This window comes from Ruegeria sp. O11, assembly GCF_056535285.1.
Genome location: NZ_JBQERS010000001.1, coordinates 1167068 through 1183870, shown reverse-complemented (window position 1 = coordinate 1183870; position 16803 = coordinate 1167068). Strand labels below are relative to the sequence as shown.

The following is a 16803-nucleotide window of genomic DNA, read 5'->3' as shown; positions in this document are numbered from 1 at the left end:
GTGTCCCCAGATGTTTTGGGCGCAGGATGCGGGATCACCTGGGTTGGGTCAATCGTGGGCATCAGATTGTTCGAGTTCTGTGTTCAATAGACGCACCGCCAGCGCACGGGTGATATCGCGCTTTTCATCGAGTGCAATGCGATCCAATTCGTCAACCACTTTCGCTGCAGCTTCAAAGCTGCGATCCATGTGTTTGACCAGATAGGCGATGACATCCGGGCCGGGGCTTAGCTGACGGTCAGTGAAGAGCTTTGCGAGCACTGCACCTAACAGAGCGTCATCCGGCGCTTCCAAGGCCACATGGTGCGCTCCTTCCACGCGACTTTGCAGATCGGCCAACGGCAGGCGCCATAGCTTTGGCGCGGCGCGTCCGGTCATAAGTAAGGCGTTCCCTTCGGCCAGCACCAGATTATGCAGGTGAAATAGTGTTTTTTGCTGTTCAGGATCACCTGCAATTAGGGGAACATCCTCGATTGCGACCGAGGTACGCGCGAGGTTGGGAACCTCTTCGTAGCGCAAATCAATGGCCTGCACGATGCGGCCGCCTGTTTCCGCCGCCCAAACATGGGCCAAGTGGGTTTTCCCTGATCCTGCCGGGCCGCTTAGCACCAGCTTGTTTCCTGGCCATGAGGTCGCAGAGATCATCGCGACGGCCAGCGCATTGGCGGGCGAGACAAAGAAATCTTCGCGGCCCAAGGCGGTCTTGGACGGCAGATCAAAGCTGAGTTGTGTGGCCATTTACTCGTCGTCCTGTTCGAGCCCTTCAAGCCCGGTATAAAGACGGCTGTTCAGATATTGCTCGGTCGCGAAACGGGCCAATACACCCAAGGCTGCAGCAACTGGAACTGCGACCAGCATTCCGACAAAACCAAATAATGCGCCGAACACTGACAACGCCAGTAGCAGCCAGACGGGGTGCAAACCGACTGAGCTGCCTACCAACTTAGGGGTCAGGAAGTTGCCCTCGGTCACCTGTCCGATGGCAAATATGCCCGCGACCAACCCGATATGCGCCCAGTCCCCCCAAAACTGAAACAGTGCGAGACCAATGGCCAGAGAGCCTCCGATCAAGGCACCGAGATAAGGAATGAACGTGACCAGCCCGGCGATGAAGCCAACGATCAGGCCGAATTGCAAACCAACCAGCATCAGCGCAACTGCGTAATATGTACCAAGGATCAGACAGACAGTGCCCATTCCGCGCACGAATGAGGCCAGAACGGCATCAATCTCACCAGCCAGCCGCTTGATCGTAGGGGCGTGATCGCGGGGCAGCAGCTCTCCGATCCGGGCAATCATGCGGTCCCAGTCCATCAGCAGATAGACTGCGACAACCGGCACGATGACCAGCAATACGACAACGTTTATGGCCGATCCCAGCGAGGCCAGAACCGTCTGCAAAACATCTCCGGTTTTGGATTTCAGCGTTTCGCCGAAAGACACCAACATCTGGTGCGTGTTCGATTCCCGGTCCAGAAGAGCGGGGAATTGTTGTTCAATAAATGCGCGCAGTTGCTTGAAAAGGCTAGGTAAAGTATCGATCAGATCCAGTAGCTGAGTGATCAGGGCCGGAACGACCATCAAGATCATCAATACAAAGCCCAGCACTCCAACCACGGTTATGATCGCGGTCGCCGCCATTCGCGATAGACCCAGTTTTTCCAGGCGGTCCGCAACAGGATCAAGGAAATAGGCAATCGCACCACCGATCACGAAGGGTAGCAAGACATCACCCAACAGGTACAAAAGCAGCACGAAAACGACAGTGGCAATGCCCCAGTATCTAAGCTGATCCTTCACCGGCAAGGCCATAGCGCAATCCCCCGTTTGCACAGCATTGCCGTGTTCTTGGCCCATGACGCCCGGCGATGCAAGCGGTTCATGGTGCGCGATTTTTACGCCCTAGTCTGTCAGTGTACCCAGTTCCGGAGTATCTCCTGTAGCCAGTTCATCAGGCCAGTTGGTGCGCCAGATTTCTGCCGACCAGTGGCCGCAATGCACCTCGGGGCGATCAAAGCCGGTCAGGGCAGGCAGCAGCGGCGCGACCACCACATCGTGGCGCGGAACGGCGAAATACGGAAAGGAATAGCGTTCATGCCCGGATCGATTGACTACGCGATGTGGGGTCGATTTCAATCGCCCGCCTGACCATAGTTCCAGCATGTCGCCGATATTAACCACGAAGCCGCCTGGAGGGCATTCCGGTGTGATCCAGCCTCCGGTGCGGGTCTGTACCTCAAGCCCGCCGACCGGATCGGGTGCGATTATTGTCAGCGCATCGGTGTCTTTGTGTGGATGTATGCCATAGCCACGTTCTTCTGATGCCTGCGGTGGGTAATGCAGCAGGGTCATGTTGGTCATCGGGTCGCGGAAGGCGTCGCGCAGAGTATTGGGTGGGATCTCTAAGCCAACCTCTAGGGCACCGAGCAAAAGATCGGTTACGCCATCAAGCTGTTGCCAATAATCCAGTATGACCGTACGCGCCTGCGGCACCTCTCGGGGCCAGATATTCGGGCCGTAAAGTGCGCATTCAGCCCGGATCGGGGCATCTTCGGCTGCTTCGAAATGCAGCTTGTACCCTTCGTACTTATCCGCCGTGCCCGAGCCGTCATTGGGCGTGAAGAAACCCATCGGTATGTACCCGCGATAGTTTTCGCGAGTGATGGCCTGGTCCCATTTTCGGGCCTCTTCGATATCAAAGAACGCTCTGACACAGCCGCGTACCTGATCAATGTGCTCAGACGAAATGCCTGTCCCGGTGATCGACAGAAACCCGATACTGGTGCAGGCATCCATGATCTGCGCGACCGTTGACTGATACTGTGGTCCGGCGGGATTGGTCAGCGGGCTGATATCAATAGTTGGAATATACTCCATTAGGTAGTTCTCACGCCTTGGCGTTCCAATTCCTGATGCACAGGCGCAAGGTTCATGCTGTCGAGTTCCTGATTGCTTTTCAGCGACAAGGCCGCCGCGATCCCTGCGCCCTGACCCATCACCGCGCAGCAGGACATGTTGCGCGTCGCGGCGTGTGCGACCCGATCCGCGCCATGGGACCGGCCCGCAACCAACAAACCCTTGATCCCTTTGGGCAGCATCGAGCGATATGGTATTTGCATATATCGCCCTGTGGTCGGCAAGATCAGTATGCCGTAACCATCAATGAATTCAGGGTAAATACCGATGGAATCCTCGAATCGGCCCTGATGGCGGGCATCGGTTTCGGTCATGTTGTAGACTGCATCGATCTTGCGCGTATCCCGAATACCGATCGTCATGCCGAAATTGCGCAAACGAGCATTTTCGCAGCCCGGCATGAAGCGACGGAGGGCATCAATGGCGAGCATCGCCTGACGGCGGCCTTCGATCTCACCAAATGTCAGGCTGTCGGGGTCGGTCCCGTCGATCTGGTCCATATGAATCAGGTTCATATATGTCAGCTCGCCCGTGTAGTGCATCGCACCCCAAGTGCCTGCGATCGTGTTCAGATGAGCCGGTATCAGGCCCTCATCAATCGCCTGCTGGAAAGGTTTTTTGACGAAGGGTGAGAACATGTCGTCCTCTTTGCCAGAGGTTTCGATATTCCATTCGCCGCCGCCGCCCCAATCCTTGTAGGTCTGTGGGTCCGCTTTGACACCTTCCATGAAGGCCCGTTTGTCAACGCCGGCCAGATGAAACATGACCGAGGCTGCCATCATGTCCTCACGCGGTGTCTTGTGGGTCGGGGCACCTGCACGATGTGCGACGTCTGCATCCCCCGTTGCGTCGATAACAACCTTCGCCAAGATCGCCTCACGCCCCGCTTTGGATTCGGTGATCACGCCGGTGATGCGATCCCCGTCCATGATCGGGGCGACGAATTGTCGATGCAGCATCGGATGAACGCCCGCCTCTTCGACCAGTTTGTCGGCCACCAGCTTGAAGCCCTCGCTGTCCAGTTCATAGCTGAGCGATTGGCTTTCAGGCACGGCTGCGCCCATTTCCTTTGCGCGGGTCTCGAATTCCAGGCCGATGCCCCCGGCTTCGACGGTTTGTTCGTGGCGATACCAGGCAAAGCCTTCGACGCCAACGGCCGTAATGTTGCCACCCATGCAACCGAACCTGTCCATCAAGGAAACTTCGGCCCCTGCGCGTGCGGCGGCAAGCGCAGCGGACAATCCTGCTGGGCCAGAGCCCACAACCAAAACATCTGTCTGGTGAACAACAGGGATCTGGCGGGCGGGTTCGGTGATTGTTCGCATTGTTGCCTCGCGATTGAACGTTTGCGCCAACATTGAAAAACACGGCGTTGCGGTCAATCGAAAAACCGACAGCGGCGGGGTCGTAAAAACGCCATTGCGTGATTGCCCCCGGCGGGGCTTTGGCATAATCACCTTGCAGCGAAATTCTCACCCGTAAGGTTACGTTATGCGCCTCAGCCGTTACTTTCTGCCCGTTCTCAAGGAAAACCCTTCGGAGGCTCAGATCGTCAGCCACCGGCTGATGTTAAGGGCCGGGATGATCAAACAGGCTGCTGCCGGGATTTATTCCTGGTTGCCGTTGGGCTTTAAAGTTCTGCGCAAGCTGGAAAACATCGTGCACGAAGAGCAGGCGCGGGCAGGGCATATTGCGATCCAGATGCCGATCCTGCAATCGGCGGACCTGTGGCGCGAATCCGGACGTTATGATGACTACGGTCAAGAGATGCTGCGGATGCAGGACCGCCACGGTCGCGATATGCTGTACACGCCGACCGCCGAGGAATTGGTAACTGATATCTTCCGCGGCCATGTCAGCAGCTACAAAGACCTGCCGCTGACGCTCTATCAGATTCAGTGGAAATTCCGCGACGAAATCCGCCCGCGATTTGGCGTGATGCGTGGGCGTGAGTTCTACATGAAGGACGGCTATAACTTCGATCTGACCAAAGAAGACGCGTTGCACGCCTACAACCGCCATCTGGTCAGCTATCTGCGCACCTATGAACGCATGGGCCTGCAAGCCATACCGATGCGCGCTGATTCTGGCCCCATTGGGGGCGATGACACGCACGAATTCCTCGTGCTAGCTGATACCGGTGAATCCGAGGTCTTCTATGACAGCGCCGTCACTGACCTGACCTTTGGTGACCGCGAGATCGACTATGATAGCCGTGACCAATGTCAGGCGATCCTCGAAGAATTCACATCGAAATACGCTCGTACGGACGAAACCCATGATGAGGCTTTGTTTAATCAGATACCTGAAGAACGTCGCCGGGTAGCGCGCGGGATCGAGGTTGGCCAAATCTTCTATTTCGGGACCAAGTATTCCGAACCTTTAGGCGCGACCGTTCAAGGGCCGGATGGCAAGCCGGTTCCGGTGCATATGGGCAGTCACGGCATCGGTGTCAGTCGCCTGATCGGTGCGATCATCGAGGCCAGCCATGACGACAAGGGCATTATCTGGCCCGAAGGCGTCACACCGTTCCATTGCGGAATCGTGAACTTGAAGCAAGGTGATGAAGAGGCTGATGCGGCCTGCGACAAGCTCTATGCCGCGCTGACAGCTTTGGGGCTTGAGCCGCTTTATGATGATCGGAAAGAACGGGCAGGGGGCAAGTTTGCCACTATGGACCTGATTGGTCTGCCTTGGCGTATCACTGTCGGGCCGCGCGGTCTGAAGAATGGTGTTGTCGAACTGACTTGTCGCCGAACTGGTGAGAGTGAAGAGTTGAGCCCCGAGGCAGCTGTCACCAAGATCGCAGAAATCTACGAGGGTATCGCCTGAACAAGGCGATGTACTTTCTGAGACTTAGCTCAGTTTGCTGATGTCGGGCGGTCGGTCAGGATATCGCCGTCCGCTTCACTGCCTCGAGCGACCACGATTGGGCGACCAAAGCGGCGCACGAGCTCGGCGAGTTCAAAGCCAAGAAACCGCAATCCACAGATTCGTTCGTCTGTGGCGCGATCTGAAATGCACAGCCGCCCTTGCCGGAAAGCAAGGCGATAGCCTTTGTCTCGTAGAATGTCAGTCAAACCGGCCCAGCTAGCGGCACTTAAGAAAATTGGCCTGATTGCCGCGCGCAACAAAGCTGCGCTTTCACAATCCAGTTCTGTTGCTGCCGAACGGGCTAATATTGGGCCCGTGCCTTTCATATGTTCTTGAATACCCATGAGCGTACCTCCGCCCTTAAACTCTTAAAATGTGTCCCCCACACAAAAAGGGTGACAAAATTTCCTACACTTATCAATTTGTGAAACAATATTTCGCGCCCAAATGTTGCGATTGTGACTCAGTCAGGTACGGATATCTCACATTGACTTCATACCTGAAACAATAAGCCTTTGTCTGTGAAGAGGTTCACAACCTTTGGTGTATCGAAGTGGAGGTGATTCTCGCTTTGACGGTGAAGCGCTGACCTGAGGGCGAATGATTCGTTTCAGACTGTTCTTTTCATACCCGCGTCGGCTGCAGAAGCGCCAATCGGACATCCGCGCGATAACCGGCTTGACCATCTGACCAAATGTCGAGAGGGTCGCGAAAAATCTGAACCCGAGGCAGGAATGGCCAAAACACCACCGCCCTTCGCTCTTTTTGAATGGAAGATTGCCTGGCGTTATCTGCGTGCCCGCCGTGCGGATGGCGGCGTCAGTGTGATGACTTGGATCTCGCTGATCGGGATCACGCTAGCCGTGTTCGCATTGATCTCCACGTTGGCGGTCAGGTCTGGTTTTCGCTCCGAATTCGTGGGCACCATTCTGGGGGCCAACGCCCATGTCACCGTTTATTCCGCCGGAGAGATTGATGCACAGGGGCGGCTGGATCGCACCATCAGCGATTTCGATGGTATGGCCGAGCGGATCGCGCAGGTGCCCGGGGTTGAGCGCGCCGCCCCGCTGGTTAAAGGGCAGGTGTTGATCACCAATGCTGACCGCAGCTCTGGTGTGCAGGTCTTTGGCATGCGTCCTGACGATCTGGCTGATCTGTCGGGTATTGCAGAGAGCGAAGAAGCCTACGGCGATCTATCCAGGTTCCCGGATGGCATCGCCATCGGCTCGGGCGTGGCGCGTGCGATCGGGGCGACTGTTGGAGATCGAGTGAAGCTGACTTCGCCCAATGGTGTGAAAACCGCCTTTGGTACGTCGCCGCGCGTGAATGCTTATGAAGTGGTCTATGTCTTTTCGGCCGGGCGTTTTGACATCGATCGTACCCGCGTCTACATGCCTTTCACCGAGGCGCAGAGCTTCTTCAACCGTGAAGGAGTGGCGGATGAGATCGAGGTGATGGTCGATCGCCCCGAAGAGCTGACCCCGATCTTGATCCCGATTATCGAGGCAGCTGGAGAGCGTAGTCAGATATGGACTTGGCAGGATGCTTCAGGCGGTTTTTTGCGGGCATTGGAAGTCGAAGACAACGTTATGTTCATCATCCTTTCGATCCTCGTATTGATCGCGGCAATGAATATCGTTTCGGGTTTGATCATGCTGGTGAAGAACAAGGGTCGCGACATCGGTATCTTGCGCACCATTGGCCTTAGCGAAGGGTCAGTGCTTAGGGTGTTCTTCATCTGCGGAGCGTTCACGGGCATCATCGGGACCGCAATGGGGGTCATTCTGGGCTGCCTCTTCGCCATCTATATCGACCCGATATTCTCGTTCGTGAACTACGTCATGGGTGGCGGCGTCTGGGATCCTTCCATTCGAGGTATCTATGCCTTGCCTGCCGAGTTGCACTTATCGGATGTCTTGAAAGCCATCGGTCTTTCGCTGGGCCTGTCCTTCCTTGTTACCTATTTCCCGGCCCGCCGCGCGGCGCGGCTGAACCCGGTTGAGGCGCTGCGCTATGAATGATGTGACGTTAAGGCTCAGCGGTCTGAGCAAGACATATCTTCCAGGCACGCCAGGTGAGATTCAGGTGTTGCGAGGTGCCGATCTGGAGCTGCGCGCCGGGGAGGCGGTCGCACTGGTGGCGCCATCAGGCGCAGGGAAGTCGACCTTGCTGCACATCGCAGGTCTTCTGGATACGCCCGATACCGGCGAGGTTGAAATCGCTGGTCAGGGAGCAACGGGCAAGGGGGATCGCAAACGCACAGCGATCCGGCGGCGTGATGTGGGATTCGTCTATCAGTTTCACCACCTGCTTCCCGAATTCACGGCACTGGAAAATATCATTCTGCCGCAACTTGCGAATGGCACATCCGAAAAAGCGGCGCAGGTACGAGCGATGCAGTTGCTCGATCGTGTTGGCGTTTCGGCCCGCGCGGAACACCGGCCAGCCGCATTGTCGGGCGGAGAACAACAGCGCGTGGCTTTTTGCAGGGCATTGGCCAACAAGCCCCGTGTTCTGCTAGCGGATGAGCCGACCGGCAATCTGGACCCCGAAACCTCGGATCAGGTCTTTGCAGCCCTCATGGCGCTGGTGCGGGACGAAGGGCTATCGGCGCTGATCGCCACGCACAACCTCGATCTGGCGGCGCGTATGGACCGGATGTTGCGGCTGGAAGGCGGTGTGCTCAGGCCAGCTGAGTGATTGCGACACCAATCGCCATTACCGCAATGCCTCCCGCCCGCATCAATGTCAGCGGTGTGACCTGAGCACCGAACAGGCCAAAATGGTCAATCGCAGCTGTGCTGATCAACTGGCCCAGCAGTACGAAAAACACGGCATTCCCCACTCCGAAATGTGGGGCTACATGGGTAATTGATAGCACGTAAAACGCGATCAGCACGCCGCCCAACAGTAAGTGACGCGGGGCTTGTGCGATTTTGGCAAAGGCCTCACTTCCTCCGAGGATCAAAAGCGCCAGGGCCGAGGACACAAAGGCAATCGCGAACAGAATCACGGCCGCAGCGGTCGGCGATCCGATCAGTCGGCCCAAGGCTGCATTCAGGGCGGCAAGGATGGGAACGCCGATCCCGGCGGCCAGCATTATTGCTGCGTATTGTGTCATGGCCCTGTATCCCTGCGCTCGTTTCGTTGATCTGGATCATTGCGCCAGTGTGGCCGTCGGGCAAGTCTGGAATTGTCAGGCAGAAAGGAGAAAAGCGATGGTCCGATCAATACTTGGCTTAGTCTCGCTGTCGGTACTCACTGCGATTTCGCCGCCCGTTTTCGCACAGGATGCCGAGGCTGGGGCCAAGCTGTATCAGCATCACTGCGCGACCTGTCATGGGTTGGACGCAACCGGGCATGGCCCGATGGCTGGGGTGCTGGTGATCCAGCCAACGAACCTGAAAGCGCTGCTGGATGCTGATGGAGATTTTCCGACCGCGCGCGTGGTCGCCCGGATTGATGGACGCGATCCGTTGGTCAGCCATGGAAGCCCGATGCCAGTATATGGGCCTTATTTCGAAGGGAATGACACCGCAATCAAGACGCCCGAAGGGCAGCCGATTCTGACCAGCAAGCCGATTGTGGATCTGGTGGCATTCCTGAAAACTCTACAGGAGGGCTAGAAGGTTCAACGGCAGATACCTTGCACTTTCACGCCCGACCATGGCAGCAACACATCGCTTTCGCGCTTATTTCCGGGGAGTTTTGAGACATCGAAATGTACGCTTAACATATCGTGCAGGCGTTTGGTTCGCGGTGCCTCGGGGTCGAGAGCGCGGCAGCAGACATATTCTTCGACAATCGCGCCTTGTTGTTCAAACCCATAGGCAAGAAAATCGGGCGAGGTATCCAGATCGAACAGATACGGATCATTCTGGCGCCCGTGCTCAGCCGCTGCGCGCAGCGGGTGATAGCCAGTCGTCTTGCGATTCTGCCATTGCCAGACATGGGTCAGCTCATGCGCCAGCAGCATGGCCGCGATCAGGTTCATCTGTTCAGGGTATTGGCTCATGTAGTCGTCCAGATACCAGTCTTTCGTAAAGTACACGTGATTAAATAGGGCGACACCCGCCGGTTTGCCTGTCACGGTTTCCTCTTTGATGGGTGGCAAAATCCGCTCTCGACAAGCGACCCGAGGGCGGGCTTTCCTGGTAAAAGTTACTGCGGCAACCGGTGCGCCCTCGACCAGGCGCACGCGGTCAAGGTTCAGCGTTTCGCCATGAATTTTGCCAGCGAAAGTGCGCTCCTGATCGGTAAGGGGGCGGCCACAGGAAGCAAACAGAAACAGAGCTGAAATCATCAGGGTGCGGAGCATATCAACAAGCCTAATGTGGAAGCTTGGCTCTGCAAGCCGTTTTCAAAGGCTCATCGCCAAAACCCGGCTTATTTCTGTAAGCGAACGCCCGGATTGTTCCATCCAAGTGTTGAAAGCGGTTTGCACCGCAGCCATGGCTTTTTTGGAAGTCGCGGGTTTGTCGATGATGCCCTCGGCAACCAAACGAGCCGTCACGTCGCGTGACAGAATAAAACTATCTCGGCCAGCAAATCGCATGGCGTATTGGGCTGATGCACCGCCGAGTCGCGATCCGCGATTGGCCAGCATCTGCAGCAATCCGACATAGTCCTGCGACGGCCAACCGCCCAAAGTTTGACCAACGCCACCCTCGGAGCGGAGTTCCAGAAGAAAGGCCGCATTGTCCCGAACGGCAGCGATTTTAGTGCCGTTTCGTACGATGCGAGTATCTTGGAGCAGGGCGTCGAACTTTTCATCATCCATGAATGCACAACGACCGAGGTCGAAGCCGTCAAAGGCTGTTTCAAACCCGTCCCACTTTGCCTCGATCACTTTCCAGTTAAACCCGGCCTGAAAAATCGTTTTCGTGATTATTGATAACCAACGGTCATCAGCCATCTCCGCCAGTTCATTTAGGGGGGTCGGTTTGGTTAGCTTGTTTTCCAGCGCTTCGGGTCCACTATGGCGGTCTGCTGCCAGCTCATAGATTTCATCAAAGTGACGCATCTTAGGCCCTCCGTTGCGCAAATGCTGATACATCCTGTTCGTTTGGCAAGTAAAAACCAGTGAGCAATCCGAAAAACCGAGATGTTTTTATTGACTAGTCAATCAAGTTCTTTCACTTTGTGGTATGAAGGGTGCTGCGTATGGGGAACACCGGACGGAAAGGGGCCGGAGCAATAGTTAGAATTGGCGGGGGCGGATGATCTGGCTAAAAACAACAACTGCCTGTTCAATTTCGACCAGAATTGTGCATGTTTCGATCGCACCGTGAACGAGGAAATACTGGATGGGCTGTAAAATGCTCAAAAAAGGCAAATGAAAAAGACAGGGAGTCAAAACAATGAAAAAGCTTAGCGTAAGCGCGTTAGCTATCTTGGTTGCCAGTTCAGCCCATGCGGCAGACATGGGCGCTGTGGATGAACCGATCAAGCTGGCAATCAATGAATGGACTGGTCAGCACGTTACCACGCATGTGGCAGGCGAGATGCTGAAGGCTGCAGGTTATAACGTGGAATATGTGACCGCCGGCATGATGAACCAGTTCCAGGCACTGGCAGATGGCGACATCGATGCGACGCTGGAAATCTGGTCCTCTAACGTGTCAGACGAGTATGCCAAGAAGATTGACGAAGGCACTGTTGTCGAAATTGGCGATCTGGGCCTCGATGCGAAAGAAGGTATTGCCTACCCCGCGCACGTCGCCGAGCTGTGCCCGGGCCTGCCTGCGTGGGAGGCGTTGAAAGACTGCGCGCAGGTCTTCGCTACTGCCGAAACACTGCCTGGTGGTCGCCTTGTCGACTATCCTGCGGATTGGGGCACACCTGGCGCGGACCGCATGACCGGTCTTGAACTGCCGTTCAAAGCGGTTCCTGCAGGTTCCGAAGGTGCTCTGATCGCGGAATTGCGCGCCTCGACCGAGCGCAAGTCGCCGCTGCTGATCACTTTCTGGCAGCCGCACTGGGCGATGTCGGCCTATGATGTGCAGTTTGTTGAACTGCCTGCGGGCGAAGAAGCGTGCTTTAACGATCCGTCCTGGGGCCCGAACCCAAATGCGGTGAACGATTGCGACTTCTCACCGTCCCGTATCTTCAAGGCCGGTTGGAGCGGCATGGAAGAGAAATGGCCTGCAGCCTATGAAATCCTGACCAACTATCAACTGGCGGTCGAAGACCAGCAGCCAATGATGGGTGCGATCGACGTAGATGGCGGTGCAGTCGAAGAGGTGGTCGCTGCATGGATGGCCGAGAACGAAGGCAAGTGGCGTCCTGTGGTTGACGCGGCAACCAAGTGAGCCCGCTTTAGTGACTGACGCCAATACGCCAGCCATTGCCTGCCAGAATCTCTGGCAGGTTTTTGGCCCCGGCGCTGATAAAGCTCTGACCGACGCGCTGTCTCGGTCAGGGAATGACGCCGACAAAGCCGCAACTGATCTTCGGGAACACGGGTTTATTCCCGCTGTTCAAGACGCCAATTTCGAAGTTCGCGAAGGCGAGCTATTCGTCATCATGGGGCTTTCGGGTTCGGGCAAATCGACGCTGATCCGCTGCATCTCGCAACTGTTGCCTGGTACGGGCGGGGAAATCCGCGTGGATGGCGAGAACGTTATCGGTGCGTCCAAGAAGGTGCTGACCGATCTTCGGCGCAAAAAGCTAGGCATGGTGTTCCAGCATTTCGGCTTGTTTCCACATATGACTGTGGCTGAAAACGTAGCATACCCGCTGCGGGTTCAGGGGGTGAGTAAAAAAGAACGTTTGGCGCGCGCGCAAGAAGTGATCTCTCTGGTCGGTCTGGAAGGGCGCGAAGACAGTTTCCCCCGGCAGCTTTCAGGCGGCCAACGCCAGCGTGTGGGGATCGCGCGCAGTCTTGCCGTGAATCCGGACATTTGGTTTCTGGACGAGCCGTTCTCGGCCCTCGACCCATTGATCCGCCGTCAGCTGCAGGATGAGTTCCTGCGTATTCAGGCGACGTTGAAAAAGTCGATCGTCTTTATCACTCATGATATCCAAGAGGCTCTGAAGCTGGCCGACCGCATCGCCATCATGCGCGATGGCAAGATCGTGCAGATCGGCACACCAACGGATATCGTGCTGCGCCCGGTGGACGACTATGTGCGCGAGTTCTCAAAGGATGTTGCCAAAGGCCAGCACGCCAAGGTCGCCTCGGTCATGCGCGATGATGGGGAACGTGGGCCAGATGATCCGGGCCTGACCACATCAATGACATTGGATGCAGCACTTGCGCATTGCATGGAGCTTTATGAACCCGTGCCCGTGCGCGATGCAGACGGCAATATTGTCGGCACCGTGCATCCGTCTGATTTGGCTGCAGCCTTGCAGGTGGATGAGACATGACCGCGGTGACGGACACTCCCGCGCAACAGGTTCGCCTGACAGCCGGGGCGCAAGCTGCGCTGATTACAGTGATCGTCGGCGCGGTCTGCCTTGCGCTGGAAGGCGTTGCCCCGTGGCTGGTCAAATGGCCCGCCGCGTGGGAATTGCCCGCAACTCAATGGGTTGGGGCATTTCTGGATTGGTTTCTGAACGGCATCAAACCGGCCATGCGGCTGTTTTCGGACCTGATGACCTATCCGATGAATGCTGCCAACTATGTGCTCGGGAACACCCCGTGGCCGATTCTGATCGGTATCGTCACCGCTCTGGGCTGGTATCTGGGCGGCTTGCCCATGGCGGCGCTGGGCTTTATCGGCCTCAGCTTCGTTCTGGCCTCAGGCTATTGGGCCGAGAGCATGAATACGCTCGCCCTCGTCGCCGTGTCCGTGCCCGTGGCGCTGATTATGGGCGGCGCGATCGGCATCCTCGCCAATGAAGTGCCCCGGGTGAAGTCATTCGTGCAGGCGGTGCTGGACATCATGCAAACGGTACCGACTTTTGCTTATCTGACGCCGCTGCTGCTGCTGTTTGGATTTGGTCCGGTGGTTGGTCTGATCGCCTCGGCCATCTATGCGGCACCGCCGATGGCGCGCAACGTGATGCTAGGGTTGGAACGGGTGGAATCCGAGATCAAGGAAGCCGCCATCATGTCCGGCGGCACCCGCCTGCAGCAACTGTTTCAGGTCGAGATTCCGGCGGCCACCACGCAGATCATGGTCGGTGTGAACCAGTGCCTGATGGCGGCCCTGTCGATGGTGATCATCGCTGCCGTCATTGGTGGCTTCAACGACATCGGCTGGGAGGTTCTGCTGACCATGCGCAAGGCGCAGTTCGGCGAATCCCTGATGGCTGGTCTGGTCATCGTCGTCTTCGCTGTCGTGATCGACCGGATGAGTGGCACTCTGGCGACCGAACGCAAGCGCTATGACAGCCGCGTAGTCTGGGCGATGCTGGGCTTTGCGGTGCTGTTCACCGCTGCCTTCTGGGTGTGGCTGCCGAACCCGTCCGAGCTAACCGTGCTGGACCCGATGGCCGGGGCCATCGACAGCGGCCTGACCGCGTTCACGCAGGCCAACGGGCCGTGGCTGGATGCGCTCAAGAACAACTCACTGTTCTATGTGCTGCTGCCGCTGCGGATCGGGCTGGATCAGGCGGTGCTGCCTTTCACATGGGGATTCCAGTGGACCCCCAACATGAGCTGGGGTCTCTTCGCCGCTGGGGCCGCAATCGCGCTGCTGATGGCTTGGCGCGGTCACCTGACCGGAGGGCTGGTAGTTTTGATCCTGATCGGCATGCTGGAAACCGGCATCGCCAACCTGCCATGGCCCTTTGTTCTGACCGGGGCTGCCGCACTGGGCTGGGTCGCAGGCGGCTGGCGTCTTGCGGCGTTGTCGGTGGGTCTGCTCTGCACCATCCTTGTCTCAGGCCTGTGGGAACGCGCCCTGTTGTCGCTCTATCTCAGCGGCGCTGCAGTGTTCTTCTGCGCCGTGCTTGGCGGTCTGACCGGGCTGGCCAGCGCGGTCTGGTCTCCGGTCTGGACCGTTGTGCGCCCGATCTGCGATATGCTGCAGACGATCCCGCTTTTCGTGTTCCTGATCCCGGTCCTGATGGTGTTCCAGATAGGAGAGTTCTCGGCTTTCCTTGCGATCTGTGCTTATGCGATTGTCCCGATGATCCGCTACACGCGGCACGGGCTGGTCAACACGCCCGAGGAAATGATGGAGGCCGCGATCTCCAGCGGCGCGACTGAGTGGCAGATCATGCGCGATGTTCGCGCGCCTTATGCTGCACCGACCATCCTGCTGGGTTTGAACCAGACCATCCTTTATGCCTTTGCCATGTTGGTGATCGCCGCATTGATCGGCACGACCGGTCTGGGTCAGTCGATATATCTGGCACTGGGGCAGGCTGATGTGGGGCTTGGCATCTCGGCCGGGGCGGCGATGGCTATCCTCGCGCTGATCGCCGATCGCATGGTGCAGGGCTTTGCCGAAGAACGCCGCAAGGCGCTGGGCCTCTAAGACAGGGCTGGGGCGGGCAACCGCCCCTTGCCGCACTTGATTTCGGACAAAGACCCACACGTGATCACGACGTAATCCGGGTGCAACATGTTCGGAGATAATAATGACCGGTTGGGGCTATTTCCTCGCAGCACTCGTGACCTTTCTGCTCAGCCACATGATCCCGGCGCGGCCAGCGGTGCGCGGCTGGCTGATAGGCACACTCGGGCGCACAGGGTACTTCGCTGCCTACTCACTGATCTCGCTTGTGGTATTGGGCTGGCTGATCGTCGCCGCTGCCAATGCACCATATCTCGAGGTCATTCCGCCGCTCGCCATCTTCCGTTGGGCGCCACTTCTCGTTATGCCGATAGTCTGTTGGCTGGCCATTGCGGGCCTCTCGATCCAGAACCCATTTTCTTTTGGAGGATTAGGGCATCGTTCCTTTGATCCAGAATCCCCCGGCATCCTGCGCACTACGCGCCATCCGATCTTAGTGGCGCTGATGCTTTGGGCCGTTGCCCACCTACTGGCAAATGGCAGTCTGTCACATGTCATCCTGTTCGGATTGTTCGCGGGCTTCGCTGCGATGGGAATGGTTCTGATCGACCGCCGCACAGCCCGTTACATGGGGTCGGATTGGCATCGCCTATCTCGAAATACCGCGCGTATCTCCTTGCGCGTGCCTCGTCCATGGCCACGCTTTTGGGCCTGGCTTGCCGCTTTCGCTGCGTACGCAGTTATCTTCCATCTGCACGAAGCTGTGATCGGGCTCTCACCGATGCCCTGACACGTGGGAGTGGTCGATCTGTCCGGCCCGTGCTATCTGATCTATCACCATTCGAAGTCTTGAGGTCTCACAATGCATCTCGCCTATGTAACAACCACCGATCGCGGTGCCACCGATCGCCTGCTCAGTGCTTTTGCCGAGGCGCTGACAGATACGGGCACCGCGTTGTCGGGTGTGGTGCAAACCAACACCGAATGCGCCGAAGGCTATAAATGCGATATGGACCTTAAGGTGTTGCCGACCGGAGAAACCATTCGCATCTCGCAATCGCTGGGTAAAAATGCGCGTGGGTGTCGTCTGGACCCGGCCGAGCTGGAACGCGCTGTCGGATTGGTGACCCAATCTCTGGATAACGCTCCTCAGTTGCTGATTATCAACAAGTTCGGCAAGCATGAGGCCGACGGGCGCGGCTTTCGGCCTCTCATAGCAGATGCGTTGGGACGTGGGATACCGGTCCTGGTAGGGCTCAACAAACTGAATATAGAACGGTTTCAGGAGTTCGCGGGCGGGATGGCCGAAGCGCTCGAACCGGACCTCGGTTGCCTGACTGATTGGCTTGACGGTCTGAACCAGTCTGAAACGCAGCGCACAGCCTGATTGCCCATCATGGGCGGTCGTTAAGCCGCATTCGACACGAGAATGTGAAAAAACTGGACATGTCTGACTGCATCGGGTCTAGCTTCGGCGAGGAAGCAATCCGGTAGTCCGACAGGATAGGGACGCACCGGTGGAATCGGGGCGTATCATGAGCCAATCCCAGACGGATCCTTGCCAGCTATCCGCGAATCCCGGGCGGATTCAGCAGTTGGCTGG

Annotated in this window: 17 protein-coding genes; 9 read left to right on the top strand and 8 right to left on the bottom strand. The window is 57.3% G+C overall.

Annotation, left to right across the window (positions count from 1 at the left end; all coding sequences use genetic code 11):
* Positions 1 to 48: 48 nt before the first annotated feature.
* From ACRZ91_RS05930 to ACRZ91_RS05915, 4 genes are all read right to left on the bottom strand, one after another.
* Positions 49 to 738 (bottom strand): P-loop NTPase family protein, encoded by a 690-nt coding sequence (locus ACRZ91_RS05930; RefSeq protein WP_480903259.1) that lies wholly within the window; start codon positions 736 to 738, stop codon positions 49 to 51.
* Positions 739 to 1812, bottom strand: a complete 1074-nt coding sequence (locus tag ACRZ91_RS05925; RefSeq protein ID WP_170473373.1) for an AI-2E family transporter — start codon at positions 1810 to 1812, stop codon at positions 739 to 741.
* 90 nt (positions 1813 to 1902) lie between these two features.
* Complete coding sequence (locus tag ACRZ91_RS05920) at positions 1903 to 2877, bottom strand: isopenicillin N synthase family dioxygenase (RefSeq protein WP_480903257.1); 975 nt, start codon at positions 2875 to 2877, stop codon at positions 1903 to 1905.
* Positions 2877 to 4274 carry an FAD-dependent oxidoreductase gene (locus tag ACRZ91_RS05915; RefSeq protein ID WP_480903396.1) on the bottom strand — a complete coding sequence of 466 codons (1398 nt, stop codon included), beginning with the start codon at positions 4272 to 4274 and terminating at the stop codon, positions 2877 to 2879. The genes ACRZ91_RS05920 and ACRZ91_RS05915 overlap by 1 nt, the downstream gene beginning before the upstream one ends.
* A gap of 133 nt (positions 4275 to 4407) precedes the next feature.
* On the opposite strand from ACRZ91_RS05915, the gene proS reads away from it, so the two are divergent.
* The gene (proS, locus tag ACRZ91_RS05910; protein ID WP_170772994.1) at positions 4408 to 5748 is read left to right on the top strand and encodes a proline--tRNA ligase; all 1341 of its coding nucleotides are present in this window, start codon (positions 4408 to 4410) and stop codon (positions 5746 to 5748) included.
* A gap of 29 nt (positions 5749 to 5777) precedes the next feature.
* On the opposite strand, the gene ACRZ91_RS05905 is transcribed toward proS, so the two are convergent.
* Positions 5778 to 6134 carry a hypothetical protein gene (locus ACRZ91_RS05905; protein WP_170540871.1) on the bottom strand — a complete coding sequence of 119 codons (357 nt, stop codon included), beginning with the start codon at positions 6132 to 6134 and terminating at the stop codon, positions 5778 to 5780.
* A 390-nt stretch (positions 6135 to 6524) separates the two neighbouring features.
* On the opposite strand from ACRZ91_RS05905, the gene ACRZ91_RS05900 reads away from it, so the two are divergent.
* Both ACRZ91_RS05900 and ACRZ91_RS05895 read left to right on the top strand, forming a co-directional pair.
* Positions 6525 to 7811, top strand: a complete 1287-nt coding sequence (locus tag ACRZ91_RS05900; RefSeq protein WP_480903254.1) for a lipoprotein-releasing ABC transporter permease subunit — start codon at positions 6525 to 6527, stop codon at positions 7809 to 7811.
* On the top strand, positions 7804 to 8490 hold the full coding sequence (locus ACRZ91_RS05895) for an ABC transporter ATP-binding protein (protein ID WP_480903252.1): 687 nt from the start codon (positions 7804 to 7806) through the stop codon (positions 8488 to 8490). Before ACRZ91_RS05900 ends, ACRZ91_RS05895 begins: the two co-directional genes overlap by 8 nt.
* Here the strand turns inward: ACRZ91_RS05895 and ACRZ91_RS05890 are convergent.
* Positions 8474 to 8911 (bottom strand): DMT family transporter, encoded by a 438-nt coding sequence (locus ACRZ91_RS05890; RefSeq protein WP_010441957.1) that lies wholly within the window; start codon positions 8909 to 8911, stop codon positions 8474 to 8476. The genes ACRZ91_RS05895 and ACRZ91_RS05890 overlap by 17 nt on opposite strands.
* A gap of 97 nt (positions 8912 to 9008) precedes the next feature.
* Here ACRZ91_RS05890 and ACRZ91_RS05885 point away from each other — a divergent pair, with 97 nt between their 5' ends.
* Positions 9009 to 9416 (top strand): c-type cytochrome, encoded by a 408-nt coding sequence (locus ACRZ91_RS05885; RefSeq protein ID WP_480903250.1) that lies wholly within the window; start codon positions 9009 to 9011, stop codon positions 9414 to 9416.
* A gap of 5 nt (positions 9417 to 9421) precedes the next feature.
* On the opposite strand, the gene ACRZ91_RS05880 is transcribed toward ACRZ91_RS05885, so the two are convergent.
* Complete coding sequence (locus ACRZ91_RS05880; RefSeq protein ID WP_170472470.1) at positions 9422 to 10108, bottom strand: hypothetical protein; 687 nt, start codon at positions 10106 to 10108, stop codon at positions 9422 to 9424.
* 42 nt (positions 10109 to 10150) lie between these two features.
* Positions 10151 to 10813: a DNA-3-methyladenine glycosylase I gene (locus ACRZ91_RS05875; protein ID WP_170779738.1), complete on the bottom strand. Its 663-nt coding sequence runs from the start codon at positions 10811 to 10813 to the stop codon at positions 10151 to 10153.
* Between the two features lie 337 nt (positions 10814 to 11150).
* Between ACRZ91_RS05875 and ACRZ91_RS05870 the strand changes: the two genes are divergently transcribed.
* The 5 genes from ACRZ91_RS05870 (at position 11151) to ACRZ91_RS05850 (ending at position 16587) form a co-directional block, all read left to right on the top strand.
* The gene (locus ACRZ91_RS05870; protein WP_170472466.1) at positions 11151 to 12101 is read left to right on the top strand and encodes an ABC transporter substrate-binding protein; all 951 of its coding nucleotides are present in this window, start codon (positions 11151 to 11153) and stop codon (positions 12099 to 12101) included.
* A gap of 10 nt (positions 12102 to 12111) precedes the next feature.
* On the top strand, positions 12112 to 13161 hold the full coding sequence (locus ACRZ91_RS05865) for a quaternary amine ABC transporter ATP-binding protein (RefSeq protein ID WP_480903247.1): 1050 nt from the start codon (positions 12112 to 12114) through the stop codon (positions 13159 to 13161).
* Complete coding sequence (locus ACRZ91_RS05860; RefSeq protein WP_480903245.1) at positions 13158 to 15221, top strand: ABC transporter permease; 2064 nt, start codon at positions 13158 to 13160, stop codon at positions 15219 to 15221. Before ACRZ91_RS05865 ends, ACRZ91_RS05860 begins: the two co-directional genes overlap by 4 nt.
* Before the next feature lie 103 nt (positions 15222 to 15324).
* Positions 15325 to 15990 (top strand): NnrU family protein, encoded by a 666-nt coding sequence (locus tag ACRZ91_RS05855; RefSeq protein ID WP_480903243.1) that lies wholly within the window; start codon positions 15325 to 15327, stop codon positions 15988 to 15990.
* A gap of 72 nt (positions 15991 to 16062) precedes the next feature.
* Complete coding sequence (locus ACRZ91_RS05850; RefSeq protein WP_170540852.1) at positions 16063 to 16587, top strand: DUF2478 domain-containing protein; 525 nt, start codon at positions 16063 to 16065, stop codon at positions 16585 to 16587.
* Positions 16588 to 16803 lie beyond the last annotated feature (216 nt).